This window comes from Calditrichota bacterium (assembly GCA_013112635.1).
In the GTDB taxonomy this organism is placed as follows: domain Bacteria; phylum Calditrichota; class Calditrichia; order Calditrichales; family J004; genus JABFGF01.
The window spans coordinates 322630-339238 of record JABFGF010000002.1 but is presented as its reverse complement, the minus strand read 5'-3'; the positions used below and the strand labels follow the sequence as shown (position 1 = coordinate 339238).

The window sequence follows — 16609 nt, the reverse complement described above, 5'->3', positions numbered from 1 at the left end:
TCTATTTTGTAAATTACGAGGTAATCTATTTTTGTCTTAACTACACTTACCAATCCTAAATATAGGGAGGCCATGTGAAAGTAGGAATTCCAAAGGAAATTGCCCCCAGTGAAACACGGGTTTCAGTAATTCCCAACATGCTTAATGTAATCACAAAATTGAACCATGAGGTTCTTGTGGAAAAAGAAGCAGGGAAAGCGGCCGGTTTTAGTGATCAACAATATATTGATCAAGGAGCACAAATTGTTAATGCGGGTGACTTATATTCCAAAGCGGATATAGTTTTAAAAATTCAGTCACCTATTATGCACCCAGAATTGGGCAAGCATGAATCGGAGTTATTAAAAGAAGGTGCTTATCTCATCTCATTTTTATCTCCAACAGTTAATCCCGAAGGTATAAAAAAGCTAAGTGGAACTAAAACCACGGCTTTTGATATGGGATTTGTTCCACGCATTACCAGGGCTCAAAGTATGGATGCTTTAAGCTCTATGGCAACAGTTGCCGGTTATAAGGCTGTTATTATGGCTGCGGATTATCTTGGAAAAATGTTTCCATTGATGATGACTGCTGCCGGTACGGTTCCTCCTTCAAATGTACTGGTTTTAGGTGCAGGAGTAGCTGGTTTGCAGGCAATCGCCACAGCAAAACGTCTTGGCGCAAGAGTCTCAGCATTTGATCCTCGGCTTGCAGTTAAAGAGCAGGTTGAAAGCTTAGGCGCAAAATTTGTTGAAATGGAAATGCCTGAAGACGCTGAAACTGAAGGCGGATATGCAAAAGAAATGTCTGATGAGTTTTTGAAAAAAGAGCAAGAGGCAATAGCTAAAAATTTAAACAAAGTGGATATTGTAATTACTACTGCTCAAATTTTTGGCAAAGCATCACCTATTCTTATCACCGAAGAAATGATAAAAATGATGCATCCGGGATCAGTCATTATCGATCTTGCAACAGAAAATGGTGGAAATACAGAATTGACCGAAAAAGGTAAAATTGAAAAACATGGTGTTATTATTCATGGTGTTTTAAATCTTCCTGCCGAAATTCCTGTTCATGCCAGCCAGATGTATTCAAAAAATATTACAAATTTATTTCACCTCATTTTTAAAGATGATCCTATCGATTGGGAAGATGAAATCACCAAAGGGGCATGTGTTGTAAAAGATGGTGAAATTGTTAATAAACTTGTTGCAGGAATTGTAGGCTAACAGGAACCTTCCAGGGTAAATGGTAAACCTTGAAGGTCGACTGAGTTGTCTCAAATAAAACGAGGAAAAAACTATGAATGAAATGATTCTTATATCGATTTATATATTTGTCTTGGCCATTTTTATTGGCTTTGAAGTCATCACCAAAGTCCCACCATTGCTTCACACACCGCTTATGTCCGGATCAAACGCAATTTCTGGAATAACAATTGTTGGGGCAATTTTAAGCACCGGGATGGGACATTCCCAACTGGCAACAATACTTGGCATGTTGGCTGTTATTTCTGCTACAATAAATGTTGTCGGCGGCTATATGGTTACGGACCGTATGCTGGGCATGTTTAAAAAAGATAAAAAGCAGGAGGCTAAATAATGGAAACGATTACGAATGTTGTTTATCTGATTGCCTCTGTATTGTTTATACTGGGCCTAAAAAAATTAAGCTCGCCAAAAACCGCCCGTAAAGGAAATGTCTATTCGCTTGTTGGTATGCTTTTGGCAATCGTTATTACCTTGATCGATCAGGGTATTTTGGATTATACCTATATAATTATTGGTGTCGTAATTGGAGGCACAATAGGAGCAATTGCAGCCAGAAGAGTTGAAATGACAGGAATGCCGGAAATGGTTGCATTGTTTAATGGTTTTGGTGGTATCGCTTCAACGTTTGTTGCTTACTCTGAGTATGTAAATCAAGCGGGTAATATTGGTACAACTGATATTGTTATATCAATGATTCTTAGTTTGCTAATAGGTACTGTTACATTTACAGGCAGCCTGATAGCCTGGGCAAAATTAAAAGGTGTTATGACCAGTGCCCCTATTGTATTTAAAGGACAAACTGTTTTTAATGGTTTTCTTCTTGTTGTTGTTGCAGGTATAGGTGTTGTTTTTGCAATGGATACAACAATTGAAATGTATCTTTTAATCATTCTGGGTATTGCGATTGTTTTAGGGGTTACATCTGTAATTCCAATCGGCGGTGCTGATATGCCGGTTGTTATTTCTCTGTTAAACTCATATTCAGGCCTTGCTGCTTGTGCAACGGGATTTGTTTTATCGAATAATGTTTTGATTATTGCCGGTGCGTTGGTTGGGGCATCCGGGCTTATATTGACCAACATTATGTGTGTTGCTATGAACCGTTCACTGGCCAATGTATTATTTGCTGCAGTAGGTGTAGAAAGTGGTACTGCCGCTTCGGGTGAAAAAAGATCCGTAACAAATTATACAGCTGAAGATGCAGCTATGATTTTTGATAATGCTGAATCTGTAATTATCGTTCCAGGATATGGGCTTGCTGTTGCCCAGGCTCAGCATGTGCTTGAAGAGCTGGCAGCCATGTTGGAAGAAAAAGGAATCAACGTACGCTATGCCATTCACCCGGTTGCAGGACGTATGCCTGGCCATATGAACGTTCTTCTTGCAGAAGCAAACGTTTCCTATGAAAAACTGATTGAAATGGATATGATCAATGATGATTTCCAGGAAACATCAGTTGCCTTGGTTATTGGCGCAAATGACGTGATAAACCCTGCTGCACGAACCGAGAAAAGCAGTGCATTATATGGAATGCCTATTTTGAATTGTGATCAGGCACAGCATGTTATGATTGTGAAACGTAGCCTTTCAACTGGTTTTGCAGGTGAAGATAATGAACTATTTTATGATGATAAAACCATGATGCTCTTTGGTGATGCCAAAGGAATGGTTACTGAAATAGTTAAAGCAGTAAAAGAACTATAGAGCCAACCTAAATTAATAAATCAACCTTCCGGGATTAATAACCCGGGAGGTTTTTTTATTTAAATGAAATGTAACCATATATTTTTTCGTTCATCTTAAAAACTTTACCATTTATTAATATAAAATAAGAGAATTGATGATTAAAAATATCAACGCCGATCAGGCTAAAGAAGAATTTGACAATGGGACTGAATTTGTAGATGTCCGCGAATACAATGAGTTTTTGCAGGTTCGTATACCTGGTTCTAAGCTAATCCCTATGAGTGAAATGAACGCCCGCTTTCAGGAGTTTCCTAAAGAAAACCCGGTTGTGGTGTATTGCCGTTCTGGTTCCAGAAGCGCCAGCCTCCTTTTCCAACTTTATTCTATGGGATATGAAAACTTATTGAACCTGAGAGATGGAATAATTGAATGGCATCAAAAACAATATCCAATGGAATCGGGTCAGCCAGGAGAGACCAAGGCTGTTTAAACTAACTGATTATCAATAATTAATCTTATATGAAAAGTATCCAACCTGTTTTTTTAATTTCATTCATCATAAGTTTGGTTCTTCACGTTCTCATTCTATTTACGATATATTTTCCATCTACAATAGTTACTATTATTTTAACTGTTGGGATGTTTGCTTCATGGTTGTATGTCAGTAATACTTTTAAAGATTTATCCGGCGAGAATAAAGATTTTCATATAATGCAATATCTTCAAAAACTAACCCCAACTTTTAAATTTTCATTGTTATTTTTTGCTTTATATGCGTTTTTAAATTTTGCATATACATTGTCATTTGATTCAAACGCCGGTTGGGTAGATTTTGATTTGGGGTATGATAAACTAAGAGGAATATCAGGATTTTGGATGTTCTTGTATTTCCTGGCTTTTAATATGGCTTATTTGCAGGGGAAAAAAAACTAAATATCATCTAAGTCACCATAAAGATCAGTTGTGCAGTCCGGACAAATACCGTGGCTGAACATAGCTTCAGAATGTTTTGTAATATATTCTTCAATTTGATTCCAGAAACCTTTATCATCCCGAATTTTCTTACAGTTCGAACAGATTGGAATTAAGCCTTTTAGTGTTTTGATCTTTGCCAGTGCATCTTCTAGTTCAATAATCAGTTTTTCACGTTCATGTTCATCAGCTTTTCTTTTAGTAATATCAAGAATTGTAGCTAACACAACCATCCCGTTTTGTGTATTAATTGGATTAAGCCCTATTTCCACAGGGAAAAGGCTACTATCCTTTCTAATTGCATAAAGATCACGTCCTACTCCCATTGCACGGGTTTCAGGATTATCCAGAAAACCTTTTCTTAAAACCGCATGATTTTTCCTGAATTTTTCAGGCATAAGTATTTCAAATTGATTACCGATCAATTCTCCTCGTGAATAGCCGAAATAGTTTTCAGTTTGCTTATTTGTCAAAGTAATAATTCCATTTTCATCGATTACAATCATTGCAGTAGGCGCAGATTCAATGATACTTCGAAGAAGAGTAACTTCATTATTTATTTCATCCATTAAGTTTTCCTTAAATCAAACATCAATATGGGTTAATTTAAATAACTAAAAAAATCTGGTTTATAGTTCCATTTTCTTAATTGTTTATGTTCAAGTTTTATTTTAATAAAAGGATAATTAGCGATTTTATTAACATATTGTTAATTTCAAACCCTTAAAATCAATTGGAAATATTGTGTCACTTAAACCACAGCAACTACTTATTTCAAAACAGCCTAATCTTAAACAATCTATTTTTGCTGTAATGTCAAATTTGGCAATACGGGAAAACGCAATCAATCTTTCACAAGGTTTCCCCGATTTTCCCTGCCACCCCAAGCTGGTTGAGCTTTTATATAAACATGCAAAAGAAGGGCATAACCAATACGCACCCATGGCAGGAGTCCCGGTTTTTAGAGAAAGGATAGTTGAAAAGGTTGAGACTTTATATGGGACACAATATGATCCTGAAACAGAAATAACAATTACGGCGGGAGCAACAGAAGCGCTTTATGCTGCGATCACTGCAACCACACATCCTGGTGATGAAGTGATAATATTTGAACCATGGTACGATGCTTATATTCCAATGGTTGAATATAGCGGTGGAAAACCGATTACAATTCCTCTTAAAATGCCTGATTTCCATATTGACTGGCAAGAGGTGAAAAATGCTGTTTCAGAAAAAACCCGAGCCATAATTTTAAATTCGCCTCATAATCCTACAGGTGCAGTTCTATCGCAAAAAGATATTGATCAGCTTTCTAAAATTGTAAAAGACACATCAATAATTTTAATCAGTGATGAAGTTTATGAGCATATTATTTTTGATGGAATGGATCACCACAGTTTGGCAAAATATCCTGAACTAAAAGCTCGTAGTTTTGTGATCAGCTCTTTTGGTAAAACATTTCATGCTACCGGATGGAAAGTTGGTTATTGCCTTGCCCCAAAAAATTTGATGAAGGAATTTCAAAAAATACATCAGTTTATTACATTTTCTGTTAACACTCCGGCGCAATTTGCTTATGCCGAATTCTTGTTAGAAAAAGATCATTATTTGGAGCTGGCAGAATTTTATCAAAAGAAGCGTAATTTATTTTTGGGTTTGATGGAAAACTCCCGGTTTGAGCCACTTCCTTGTTATGGGACATATTTTCAACTGATGGGCTACAAAAATATATCCGATGAATATGATTATAGTTTTGTAACCAAAATGGCGATTCAAAATAAAATTGCAGCAATCCCGACATCGGTTTTTTACAAAGATGAAATTGATAACAAAATAATTCGGTTTTGTTTTGCAAAAAAGGATGAAACATTAGAGCTAGCAGCGGAAAAACTATGCAGGATTTAAAAGTAACTATTATCCAGTCGGATCTGGTTTGGGAAAATCCGGAACAGAATTTGGCCAGCTTTTCAGAAAAAATTGATGCCATTAAAGAAGAGACAGATTTAATTGTTTTACCTGAAATGTTTACAACCGCCTTTACCATGAATGCTAAAGATTTGGCAGAGACCGACAATGGTCAAACTCTACAATGGATGATAAATAAAGCAAAGGATAAAAAGACCGATCTTATTGGAAGCCTGATAATAAAAGAAGACAATTCTTATTTTAACCGCTTGTATTGGGTTAAAAGTGACGGTAAATTCGAGCATTATGACAAACGTCATTTATTTCGAATGGCTGGAGAACATAATATATACTCTCCCGGAAAGAATAAAATAATCAATACAACTAAGGGTTGGAGAATATTGCCCCTTATTTGTTACGATTTACGTTTTCCGGTTTGGTCGCGTGGAAAAAATGATTTTGATTTAATTGTTTTTATTGCAAATTGGCCCGAACGACGTTCATCGCATTGGAGATTATTGTTAAAAGCAAGAGCAGTAGAAAACCAGGCTTATGCGATTGGAGTGAACCGGGTTGGTAAAGATGGGCTGGATATTGAGTACCGCGGTGACTCGGCAGTAATTGATCCACTTGGAAAAGTATTAAAGCAGGAGTCACATATTGAGTTTATTCATACAGAAACTTTACCCTGGAAGAAACTAGACGATTATAGAAATAAATTCCCAGTATGGAAAGATGCTGACTCCTTTAAAATAGATGAGTAATATGAGTGAAAACAATTTACTAAACGGAAACAATGGCCATTTTAATATGGATGATTCTTCTTCTAAACCTGAAGCACAGCAAAGTGCAAAGGCGGAGGGAAAGATTTATTTTAGCAATGGCGCCCGGGAAATTCTGCTTGCAGATAATAACCCAAAAGCTGATGTTATCACAGCCGCTAAAGTAGCTGGGATCCAGGCTGCAAAGCGCACATCAGAATTTATTCCGTTTCATCATGCAAACTCATTAAACTGGGTTGAACTCGATTTTTCATCCTCAGAAGATCACATAAAAATTGAATCTACAGTAAAAGCTGTAACACGTTCCGGATTGGAAATGGAAGCTTTAACAGCTGTTTCTGTTGCAGCACTTACAATTCTCGATATCTGTAAGGATCATGATCAGCAGGTCAATATCCAGGATATTAAGATTGTACCCAAGGTTTCAAAAAAGAAAATGCTGACCGTCAAGACGCCGCTAAAAGTTGGGGTTCTTGTTATTTCAGATCGTATCACGGCCGGACTGGCAGATGATGAAGTTGGCCAAATGTTGCAATCAGGATTTGCAAAAGCCGGTTATCATGCTAATAATTATTCTATCATTTCCAATGATGCAGATAAGCTAATCGAAAAAGTGCAGGAGTGGTTGGAGCAAAATATTGAGCTGATTATTACGACTGGCGGAAACGGTATTGGCCCGCGTGATATTACCCTTACTTCGCTTGAACCATTTTTTGACTTCCGCATGGAAGGCCTTGAACAAACCCTGCATTCAATTGCCCAGGTTAACAATAACGGTTTTTATATCGATAGGTTGGCTGCCGGGAAAATTGGTAAAACAATCGTGATTTGCCTGCCGATAGATAACGCACTTGCTCAAGATGCTCTCAACGTAATTCTTCCAAATATCCACCAGGCCTTTGAGTTTTAATTATCAAAAAACATACACACCTTTTTCTATTGTCATTCTGAACGGAACTTAGTGAAGTGAAGAATCCCATTGTTTTACTATTTTTATTAACCTCAAATTTTCTTTTTGCCCAGGAAGAAATATTCCTATCTCCCCAACTTTACAGTCTTGAAAAATTTATTACAATAGAAGAAAAGCTTGCCCCACCAGTTGGCTACCTGCGTGTTAAAACTGACTCAAATTCTTTTGCAGCATATCTTAGAAATCTACCAGCGATAAATGATAATGTTCTGGATTTTAAGAACAATGTCCGGATTGAAAATGGTGACAGCAGCCTCGCATTGGTTGTGCCCGTCTCAATTAAGGGGAATAGGTTATGGCAGTGCATGGATATAATTCTATTATTTCAAACTGATTTTTTATCCCGCTCAAATAAGGTCGACAAAATAAATTTTCCATTACCAGATGGAACAAACCTTTCCTGGGCGGAATGGAAAGATGGAATTAGACCAGAGTTTTCCGGCGATCGTTTTGCTAAATCAGTAAGCTCTGGAAAAGACTCTACAGCAAAAAATTTTCAAAGATATCTAAATAATATTTTCAGTTATTCAGGTACACAGACGTTTTATCATCACTTCTCAAAGGTGTCATTAGATTCAATAAAACCCGGCGATTTTATTGTCAAGAAAGGTAAAAAAGGCCATGCAGTTTTGATTGTTGATGTAGCAATTAATAAGCAAAATGAAAAGGTTGTTCTTATTGGGCAGGGCGATACACCGGCTTGCCAGTTTTATCTGTTAAAAAACAAACAAGGCTCTCCCTGGTTTAAGATATTGTCAAACACAAAATTTCCCAATTTACCTATTCGCAAAAAAATGTATTGGTCTGGTTTGCGACGATTTCTGCACAAATATCACTAAGCCCTTTATCATTCATATTTATCGCTCATGTGCAAATGCCCAAAATTGGCAAGAAGATTATGAAACTGGCGGTAGTACAGGATAATGAATAGTCAAAAAGTTTAAACACAAAGACGCAAAGTTTAAAAAATTATATTTTGTTTTTCTCTGCGCCTCTGCGGTAGAATTGAATTTTTTCTTCAACGAATTTTTTGTAATATCTCCCAATCACAAATAACAAAAAAAAGAGCAATGGAAATTTATAATAAAATAAATACGCTAATCGCAGAAAATGAATCGTTTGTAACAGCCACCATTGTTGAGCACAAAGGTTCAGCTCCGGGAAAAACCGGTTTTAAAATTATTATTGAAAGCGATGGAACCACAACCGGAACAGTTGGTGGGGGTGCCATTGAAAAGAAAGTAATTGAAGAAGCACAGAAAAGACTGTCAACATCAGAAAATGGTTTACAGGAATATCTCTTATCCGATAAAATAGAGAAAGATGAGACAGCTGAAATCGTCCCAATGTCTTGTGCCGGGCGAGTTACAATTTTTTATGAAGTCAACGGAAATCGTCCAACAGTTTATGTTTTTGGTGGCGGTCATGTGGGCCAGGCGCTGTTGTATCATTTAAAGCCATTGGGGTATCATTCTATTCTTGTGGATAACCGGATTGAATTTGCCGAAGCAGTAAAAAATCCAAATGCCTCAGAAATTATCCATGCAGATTATGAAGAGTTTGCTAATTCATTTGAGCCTGTACCCAATTCATTTGTGGCAATTTTAACTCATGGCCATAAATACGATTCCAAAATATTAAATATATTTTATAAACGGGGATTGGATTTTCCGTACATCGGGATTATTGCTTCTAAAACAAAAGCTGCCGGGATTATGAAAAACCTGCGGGATTCATTGGATGAAAAAGTAGATACATCTAAAATTTATTCACCGATTGGTCTCAAGATTGGCGGGAACTCTGCTTCAGAAATCGGGCTGGCAATTAGCGCCGAAATACAATCTGTACGATATGGAAAAATTCTGATTGACGGAGATAAAAAGTAAGTGTCATTCAGAGTGGAATGAAATGGAGTGAAGAATCTCATCTTTGATGGGATGCTTCGTACCTCAGCCAGTCAATAGACTGATCCGCCAACTGGCGGGCATGACACGCTAATAAATTTGTAATTATTTCCTTCTTCCTTCCAAAATCTTCAAAAAGGACCGCGAGCGAAATTCCTCAATTGTCAAACCGGTAGCCAATGCTTCATCAACAGAAATTGCGCCGCAATTTAACGCACGCAGAAAATAGTTCAATAAACCCTGGCCCGTGGCAGCATCATCAAACACATCACCGGTTAAAGTTGCCCGAGCTGCCTGCTCAACAAACTTTTTTAAACGCATCGCCGCATCCTCATAACTTTCCAGAAAAAAGGCATACACTGCCGCATAACGAACCGGGAGCTGCGAAGGATGCAAATCCCATCCCTGGTAAAAACCGTTAAATAAAGAATGACGAACATGGTCATAGCCCATTTTCCAGGCACGATGTACAACTCTCTTATTTTCTGCCAATTGAGATTCAGATAGGTTTTCTCCACGATGTGGACCAACCGGCATAACATTGGTCGCTCCATCGGATAACCAAATTCCTGTATGGCCTAAAGCAACGCGTGTTACATGGTGGGCAAAATCGCAAACAGGATGCGCCATGGTTTGATACTTCGCGGTGATATCACAGGAAGCCGTGTAATCATATGTACCAAAATGGGTGGCGATGCAACGCCCTTTGCTTGCCCGGATAAAACGCATCAATGAATTTGTTCCTTCATCATTCATGATGGCCTGGGTAGTCTCAACCATAATTTCCATTTTTAATGAATTTGCGGGCAGACCGTTTACTTTTTCGAGGATTTCAAAAAGGTGGACGATTGCTGTAACCTGTTCTGGGATAGTAACTTTGGGCAGCATCACCACAAAATTATCAGGCAAAGCTCCATTTGTTTCGGCAAGCAGAGTAGTGACAAAAATATCCAGTGTCCTTGCACCTCGTTCCTTTAAATCTTCAGTAAAAGGTTTTATGCGGATTCCAACAAAAGGAGAAATTGTTTTTTCGTTCATTCCTTTGGCCAGTTCTTTTGCAGTAAAAACAGCCGTTTCATCTTCCTCCGGCCATCTGCGGTTACCAAAGCCGTCTTCAAAATCTATCCGGAAATCTTCTACAGCTTCTCGTTTAAGTTTTTCGATCACTTTGTTGTAAACAGCAAATGATAGCCAAGCCGGATGGTTTTTTTGATCCGGATTGTTTTCCAACTTGCTTTTAAGTGCTTTTATTTGACTGGCATTATCTGGCAACTGATCATGTTTTTCCAGCATTAATACTTTTGCAAACTCAACAAAATCCGGCGCGTTTGTTTTTAGGGTTTTCAATGCGCGTTCGTTCATTTTTTTTATTGAATCTGATTTGAACAAATTGGCGCCACCATAAACTGTATGCACGGGTTGCCGGTCATGCCGATCTCCGGGATAAATATTTTGAAAGGCAATATTTGCTGTTTTTAGCTCGGTAAAAATTTTTTCTTTTGCGGATTCTGGGATTGATAATTTCATTTATATTCTCAGTCTTTGATTTGAGTATTTCTTTATGTCATTCCCGAACGCTTTAATCGGGAATCTTAAATATGTGAAGATTCCTGATAAGAACATTCAGGAATGATATTTTATTAGTTTAAAATCAGCTGCCACGATAGGTTGAATAGCCAAATGGATTTAACAATAGTGGGACGTGATAATGCTCTGTATCCGTTGTTTCAAAGACAATCTCTACATATGGAAAAAAAGTATTTATGCCCATGAACCGAAAATAATCACCACTGTGGAAAAACATTTTATAAACCCCTGGCTCAAGCACTTCATCTGGTTTAAGCAAGTCCGAAATTCGACCATCATCATTGGTTACACCTTGCGCAATTGTTTTCCAGTTAACTCCATCTGGTTTCTGCAATTCAATCTTTATTTTTTGTCCGGGCCTACCTAGTGAAGTATCAAGAACGTGTGTAGTTATCTGGCTCATTCTTTCCCTTTTTAAATTTTTATGGAATGAATTAACTGTGTTGATTAATGCATTGATATATTCAATGCAATCTAAAAGCGTTTCACTGTTTATTAAGCATTTTTTCAATTCGCAGCAAAGTAATTTTTAGTTGTTCATCCGCAGCAATTTTTATTTCTGTTTCACGCTCATTTTTAATTCGAATTTTCAGCTCTAAAAGCATTTCTTGAGCACTTTTTCCTGTGGCGAATATTATAAAAATAAATCCAAATTTTTGGAAATAGGTGTTATTTAATTCTGCCAATTCTGAAATGACCTTTTTGGATGCTTGCCCAACGGCAGCCTGTTCATTTTTTGCGAAGCCGGCTGTTGAAGAAAATTTTTCCTCAATTTCTTTTTCACCAATCCGCGGGTGGTAACTGAATGCTTCCAACCAGTCAACTTCAGAACACGTTTCCCACACATCCATGGCATTCTGTTTTATTTGTTCAAGATTCTCAAATGGAAGCAAACGGGTCATCTCTTTTATCCATTTAGATGATCCGCAGCATTTGCAAAGCTCAAGCCGTAATTGCTTTAAAGGGAGATTATTTAAAATATCAAGTGTCATTTTAATGTTCCAAAAAGCCGCAGACGACTAATTCCGCCATCCGGGAAAATATTTAATTTAACATGACTAATTTGGCCAATATTTTTTAGTTCATTTATAAACTCATGTTCAAGATCCGCATTGAGTTTGGATTTTGGTAATAATTCCTGCCAGGTTATATTTTCAAAATCCGGATTATTATTATCTCCAAAATTAAATCCTTGCAGCATAAAACTATCAGGAAAATTGCCTTTAAAATGCGCTGTATCAATAACTACCTTTTTAATTACGCCCGGATGAGCCAGTTTTATTATTACCCAATCCACATTCCCAGGTGTTCTGTTTCGTTTTGTTTCCCAACCGTCACCCATGTTTTTGCCGCGTTCCGGTTTAAGTAAATTTTGCATATGGCTAAAAAACATATCGTTGCATAAAACAGCCTGTCCTCCATTTAATGCAGAAGCCAAATCAATTTCATCTTCCTTATTTACTGAATCCCAGTTTTTATAAACATGTCCGTAAACTTTTAATCGGGCAACGCCGCCATCAGGAAAAATATTTAATCGTAAATGTGTAAACTGCTTTTCAGACTCGATGTCATAAAAATTATGGCTACCGGGTTCCAAGCTTGATATAGGCAAAATCTCCTGCCACAAATTTTTGTTTGAGATTAGCTCATCGGTATTCGTTTGGTCATCAACATAACAACCTTCTATGGATGAATGCGGTGGATGATTGCCCAGAAAATGATTTGTATCAATATCAACACCTGTGATGGTTCCGGGAACGGCAAGTTTAATTATGCACCAATCATTGCCGGGAGTACGTTTACGGCGAGACTCCCAACCATCCATCCACTTTCCATTTTCGGTATATTTATCGGCAATAAAAATGCCACGTCCTTCTTGAATAAGGTTGTGCATTGGAGCAAAAAAATCATCGCTGCAAGCAAGGGTTTTTGAACCCAGTCCTTCTGCAGCAAGATTTGTTAGTTTGACGAATTCTGGTTTTTTATTATTCACGTTGTTTTAATTCTCTTATACTTTTGTGATTCTGAAACAGACAGGAATTATGGTAATCATCATGCTGAACTTGTTTGAGCAACTATTTTCGATTAAAAACACAATCGCCGACTACGAAAGTTTTCTCGACCTTCCCAAAAAGCTTTTCTCCAATATAAGGAGAAATTTTGTGCCTAAATTTGATCAGATCTTCTGTAATTATAAATTTTTCATCCGGGTTCCAAACTACAAGATCAGCATCATAGCCAACTTGAATTTTTCCTTTTGAATTGGACATTTGGATTAGTTTTGCCGGGTTTTCAGAAAGCCATGTGCGAATATCTTCCAGTGGTAAATTGTTTTTGCGCGCCAATGTCCACATCAAAGATAACGAAAATTGAAGCGATGCAATTCCACCCCAGGCTTTAGAGAAATCCCCTGACTTTAGTTCTTTTATTTCAGGTGGAGCAGGAGAGTGATCACTTGCAACAAAATCAATCAGCCCGTTTTGTAGTGCTTTAAAAAGCTGTTTATTATTCTCCTTTTCCCGAATTGGCGGTGCGCATTTAAACTTGGTATTTGCATCCGGAATATCTTCGGCAGAAAAATAAAGATAGTGTGGACAAGTTTCCACAGTAATCGGCAACCTTTTTCTTTTTGCATCCTCAATTAAAGGCATTGCCTCGGCAGATGATAAATGAACAATGTGCACTTGGCAATTATGTTTTTCACACAAATCGATCATCATTTTTATTGCTTTGTTTTCCCAGTCTTTTGGGCGCGATTTTAACCAGGCCTGATAACTTGTAGGATTTTGCTTCAATAATTCCTGCCCGGAGTTTGGCTCATCAAGCTCGCAATGAACCAACAACGGTTTACCGCTTTTTGCGATTTCAGGCATTATTTTATTCAAATCATTTTCTGTTACATTTGGAAATTCATCAATCCCTGAATGGGTTAAAAATGCTTTAATCCCGAGGACGCTTGTACTCAGGATTTCACCTATATTATTTGAGTTCTGTGGAGTAGCACCACCCCAATAATAAACGTTTGCCGAGCATTTATTTTTTGCAACTTCTGTTTTTTTGATAAAGTTTTTTTTATTAATTGTAACCGGTGATGAATTTAAAGGCATGTCCACCACAGTTGTAATTCCACCGGCAACGGCTGCTTTGGTTGCAGTTTCAAATCCCTCCCATTCGGTGCGGCCGGGTTCATTTATATGCACATGAGGATCAATCACACCGGGCATAACTACAGAATCAGCAACATCAATAAATTTAAGATTTGCCGCTTCTTTTTTACCAAGATGGATTGAGGATATTTTTCCATCGTCAACAATAATTGTGGCAGGTACGGTTTTATCCGGAAGCATTGTTCGTTTACTGTAAATTGCAAAGGACTTACTTAAATTCATTATTCTACTTTTGCTCCCTGTGCAATCCAGATTTCAATTTTTTTACGTTCTTCATCGGTCATATTGGATTGATTTGCTAATGGCATTGTTTTGGTTTGCACAACCCGGTTTAAGATGCGGTCTTTCATTTTTACAATTTCTTCCGCTTTGTCAAATTTTACTCCATTGGGGGCAGCTACAAAAATCTTGTCAGTAGGATTTTCGGAATGACAGGTAATGCATCTAATTTTAAAAATAGTGTTTATCTCTTCAAACGAAACTTGCTCTGCATCCTGAGATTCGGAAACAACTTGTTTTGGTGCCGTAAAAATGATGAGGCCAATAATGGTAACAAGTGCCAACCCTACATAAATATAGTTTCTTTCTCCACGGTCCAGCAGATTGAAAAAATGTTTGATCCCATTGCTGGCAAGTGAGAGAATTGCCAAAATAATCCAATTAAATGAACTGCCAAAAGTAGCCGGAAAGTGGCTGCTGATCATAATAAAAAGCAAAGGGAAAGTAAAATAATTATTATGATAAGATCGCTGTTGCGCGTGCAGACCAAGAGATGGATCCTGCTCTTTTCCTTCTTCGGCAGCTTTAACAAGCGCTTTTTGAGAAGGGATTATTACCTGAAAAACATTGCCTACAGCCAGTGTCCCGATTATTGCCCCAACATGTATAAATGCTCCGCGGCCGGTAAAAACCTGGCTTAAAATAAATGCTACAATTACCATGAAAAAAAACATCACCCAAAAGAAGGCAGTCCGTTTTTTCAATAAAGAAGTTCTGGAGATCAAATCATAAAAAAACCACGAGATAATCATTGAACCAATGCCAATCGAAACGGCCATTAAGGTTCCAATATCTGCTTTCTGAGTATCAATTAAGTAAGATTGAGCATTAAAATAATAGACAATAAAAAGCAGACCTATTCCGGTTATCCATGTAAAATAGGCCTCATATTTAAACCAGTGTAAATGGCGGGGCATCTTTTGAGGGGCATTTTTAAATTTTTCTAGATAATAAATTCCACCACCATGAATTGCCCATAGGTGACCTGCAAGCTCATCCCTGTTTTCCAAATCTGAGCGGTTGAGAGCGTTTTCCAGAAATACAAAATAAAAGGACGCCCCAATCCAGGCAATGCCAAAAATAAAATGCATCCAACGGATAATTAGATTGAGCCAATCGGTAAGATGGGCTAGCGGTACATTGTAATAATAAAAATAAAAAACAGAAGCAGCGGTTATTAGAAATAACAATAATATGGCAAATACTTTTTTGATAATCTATCCTCGGGATTGGTTAAGCTCTAAACTTTTTTGGAAGGTAATTATACCGAATTAATTATATTCTCGGCAAATATGAACATGGTTTAAAAAGTTGATGAATATTTTTTAAGAAATCACAAAATCCAAGTGGTTTATGAATATTGGAAGATAGTAATTTATTTTGATTAAGCTGTGGCTTCTAAGGCCAGTTCAATCATTTGGCTAAAAGTACTTTGTCTCTCCTCAGAAGTAGAAACATCACCGGTTAAAATATTGTCGCTCACCGTTAAAATTGATAACACATTAATATTGTTCAGGGCGCCAAGCGTATATAATTCTGCAGTTTCCATTTCAATTGCAAGTACGTTATACTTTGCCCATAATTTCCAATAGTTGGGGTCATCGTGGTAAAATCTGTCGGCGCTTAAAACATTACCAACCTCAACATTATAGTTTTTTTTAACAGCCGCTTCGTGGGCTTTTTGCAGCAGTGAAAAGGATGCTATTGGTGCAAAATCCATTCCCTTAAAACGCATATGGTTTACCTGGGAATCTGTGCATGCAGCAGAAGCCAAAATAACATCTTTTAGATTCATATTCTTTTGAATGCTGCCACAGCTACCAACGCGAACCAGATTTTTTGGTCCATAATCTGCAATTAGCTCATTTACATAAATTGAGATTGAAGGGATGCCCATTCCAGTTCCCTGAACAGAAACCCGTCTTCCTTTATATGTGCCGGTAAAGCCAAGCATACCACGGACTTCGTTATAACAAACAGCGTTATCCAAAAATGTATCTGCTACAAATTTTGCCCTTAGCGGGTCTCCGGGAAGTAAAACTGTTTCTGCTATTTCGCCTGGTTTTGCTGCAATATGTATGCTCATTTTTATCCGATCGTTTCTAAT

Annotated in this window: 18 protein-coding genes; 10 read left to right on the top strand and 8 right to left on the bottom strand. The window is 37.4% G+C overall.

The genetic code is table 11. From position 1 onward, the window contains the following. Window positions 1–74 precede the first annotated feature (74 nt). The 5 genes from HND50_06690 to HND50_06670 all read left to right on the top strand — a co-directional run bounded on the left by HND50_06690 (window position 75) and on the right by HND50_06670 (window position 3869). A complete protein-coding gene (locus tag HND50_06690; protein NOG44898.1) occupies window positions 75–1208 on the top strand; it encodes a Re/Si-specific NAD(P)(+) transhydrogenase subunit alpha in 1134 nt (377 codons plus the stop codon). Between the two features lie 73 nt (window positions 1209–1281). Next, on the top strand, window positions 1282–1581 hold the full coding sequence (locus HND50_06685) for an NAD(P) transhydrogenase subunit alpha (GenBank protein ID NOG44897.1): 300 nt from the start codon (window positions 1282–1284) through the stop codon (window positions 1579–1581). After that, window positions 1581–2954 carry an NAD(P)(+) transhydrogenase (Re/Si-specific) subunit beta gene (locus tag HND50_06680; protein NOG44896.1) on the top strand — a complete coding sequence of 458 codons (1374 nt, stop codon included), beginning with the start codon at window positions 1581–1583 and terminating at the stop codon, window positions 2952–2954. The genes HND50_06685 and HND50_06680 overlap by 1 nt, the downstream gene beginning before the upstream one ends. Window positions 2955–3090: 136 nt before the next feature. Beyond that, complete coding sequence (locus HND50_06675; protein NOG44895.1) at window positions 3091–3426, top strand: rhodanese-like domain-containing protein; 336 nt, start codon at window positions 3091–3093, stop codon at window positions 3424–3426. Window positions 3427–3455: 29 nt separating this feature from the next. Then, a complete protein-coding gene (locus HND50_06670) occupies window positions 3456–3869 on the top strand; it encodes a hypothetical protein (GenBank protein NOG44894.1) in 414 nt (137 codons plus the stop codon). Here HND50_06670 and HND50_06665 read toward each other — a convergent pair. Further along, a complete protein-coding gene (locus HND50_06665) occupies window positions 3866–4477 on the bottom strand; it encodes a PAS domain S-box protein (GenBank protein ID NOG44893.1) in 612 nt (203 codons plus the stop codon). The two genes, HND50_06670 and HND50_06665, sit on opposite strands and share 4 nt — an antisense overlap. A 175-nt stretch (window positions 4478–4652) precedes the next feature. Here HND50_06665 and HND50_06660 point away from each other — a divergent pair, with 175 nt between their 5' ends. The 5 genes from HND50_06660 (at window position 4653) to HND50_06640 (ending at window position 9451) form a co-directional block, all read left to right on the top strand. Then, a complete protein-coding gene (locus HND50_06660; protein NOG44892.1) occupies window positions 4653–5813 on the top strand; it encodes a methionine aminotransferase in 1161 nt (386 codons plus the stop codon). Next, a complete protein-coding gene (locus HND50_06655) occupies window positions 5801–6577 on the top strand; it encodes an amidohydrolase (protein ID NOG44891.1) in 777 nt (258 codons plus the stop codon). The genes HND50_06660 and HND50_06655 overlap by 13 nt, the downstream gene beginning before the upstream one ends. A 1-nt stretch (window position 6578) precedes the next feature. After that, the gene (locus tag HND50_06650; GenBank protein NOG44890.1) at window positions 6579–7505 is read left to right on the top strand and encodes a bifunctional molybdenum cofactor biosynthesis protein MoaC/MoaB; all 927 of its coding nucleotides are present in this window, start codon (window positions 6579–6581) and stop codon (window positions 7503–7505) included. Between the two features lie 56 nt (window positions 7506–7561). Continuing rightward, window positions 7562–8404, top strand: coding sequence for a hypothetical protein (locus HND50_06645; protein ID NOG44889.1), 843 nt, complete (start codon window positions 7562–7564; stop codon window positions 8402–8404). Window positions 8405–8635: 231 nt separating this feature from the next. Further along, a complete protein-coding gene (locus HND50_06640) occupies window positions 8636–9451 on the top strand; it encodes an XdhC family protein (protein NOG44888.1) in 816 nt (271 codons plus the stop codon). A 123-nt stretch (window positions 9452–9574) separates the two neighbouring features. Here the strand turns inward: HND50_06640 and HND50_06635 are convergent, their stop codons facing one another. The 7 genes from HND50_06635 to deoD form a co-directional block, all read right to left on the bottom strand. Then, a complete protein-coding gene (locus HND50_06635) occupies window positions 9575–10996 on the bottom strand; it encodes a phosphoenolpyruvate kinase (protein NOG44887.1) in 1422 nt (473 codons plus the stop codon). Between the two features lie 124 nt (window positions 10997–11120). Beyond that, entirely contained in the window at window positions 11121–11459 is a 339-nt protein-coding gene (gene uraH / locus HND50_06630) for a hydroxyisourate hydrolase (protein NOG44886.1), read from the bottom strand. 82 nt (window positions 11460–11541) lie between these two features. Further along, window positions 11542–12048 carry a 2-oxo-4-hydroxy-4-carboxy-5-ureidoimidazoline decarboxylase gene (gene uraD / locus HND50_06625; GenBank protein NOG44885.1) on the bottom strand — a complete coding sequence of 169 codons (507 nt, stop codon included), beginning with the start codon at window positions 12046–12048 and terminating at the stop codon, window positions 11542–11544. Beyond that, entirely contained in the window at window positions 12045–13049 is a 1005-nt protein-coding gene (gene alc / locus HND50_06620) for an allantoicase (protein ID NOG44884.1), read from the bottom strand. Before alc ends, uraD begins: the two co-directional genes overlap by 4 nt. Window positions 13050–13131: 82 nt before the next feature. Then, a complete protein-coding gene (gene allB / locus HND50_06615) occupies window positions 13132–14445 on the bottom strand; it encodes an allantoinase AllB (GenBank protein NOG44883.1) in 1314 nt (437 codons plus the stop codon). Then, window positions 14445–15593: a hypothetical protein gene (locus tag HND50_06610; GenBank protein NOG44882.1), complete on the bottom strand. Its 1149-nt coding sequence runs from the start codon at window positions 15591–15593 to the stop codon at window positions 14445–14447. Before HND50_06610 ends, allB begins: the two co-directional genes overlap by 1 nt. A gap of 293 nt (window positions 15594–15886) precedes the next feature. Beyond that, window positions 15887–16588, bottom strand: a complete 702-nt coding sequence (gene deoD, locus HND50_06605; protein ID NOG44881.1) for a purine-nucleoside phosphorylase — start codon at window positions 16586–16588, stop codon at window positions 15887–15889. Between the last annotated feature and the right edge of the window lie 21 nt (window positions 16589–16609).

Coding starts and splice junctions, on each gene's coding strand:
- HND50_06685 (NOG44897.1), top strand. CDS start 1,282: ATGAATGAAATGATTCTTATATCGATTTATATATTTGTCTTGGCCATT.
- HND50_06680 (NOG44896.1), top strand. CDS start 1,581: ATGGAAACGATTACGAATGTTGTTTATCTGATTGCCTCTGTATTGTTT.
- HND50_06675 (NOG44895.1), top strand. CDS start 3,091: ATGATTAAAAATATCAACGCCGATCAGGCTAAAGAAGAATTTGACAAT.
- HND50_06670 (NOG44894.1), top strand. CDS start 3,456: ATGAAAAGTATCCAACCTGTTTTTTTAATTTCATTCATCATAAGTTTG.
- HND50_06665 (NOG44893.1), bottom strand. CDS start 4,477: ATGGATGAAATAAATAATGAAGTTACTCTTCTTCGAAGTATCATTGAA.
- HND50_06655 (NOG44891.1), top strand. CDS start 5,801: ATGCAGGATTTAAAAGTAACTATTATCCAGTCGGATCTGGTTTGGGAA.
- HND50_06650 (NOG44890.1), top strand. CDS start 6,579: ATGAGTGAAAACAATTTACTAAACGGAAACAATGGCCATTTTAATATG.
- HND50_06640 (NOG44888.1), top strand. CDS start 8,636: ATGGAAATTTATAATAAAATAAATACGCTAATCGCAGAAAATGAATCG.
- HND50_06635 (NOG44887.1), bottom strand. CDS start 10,996: ATGAAATTATCAATCCCAGAATCCGCAAAAGAAAAAATTTTTACCGAG.
- uraH (NOG44886.1), bottom strand. CDS start 11,459: ATGAGCCAGATAACTACACACGTTCTTGATACTTCACTAGGTAGGCCC.
- uraD (NOG44885.1), bottom strand. CDS start 12,048: ATGACACTTGATATTTTAAATAATCTCCCTTTAAAGCAATTACGGCTT.
- allB (NOG44883.1), bottom strand. CDS start 14,445: ATGAATTTAAGTAAGTCCTTTGCAATTTACAGTAAACGAACAATGCTT.
- HND50_06610 (NOG44882.1), bottom strand. CDS start 15,593: ATGCATTTTATTTTTGGCATTGCCTGGATTGGGGCGTCCTTTTATTTT.
- deoD (NOG44881.1), bottom strand. CDS start 16,588: ATGAGCATACATATTGCAGCAAAACCAGGCGAAATAGCAGAAACAGTT.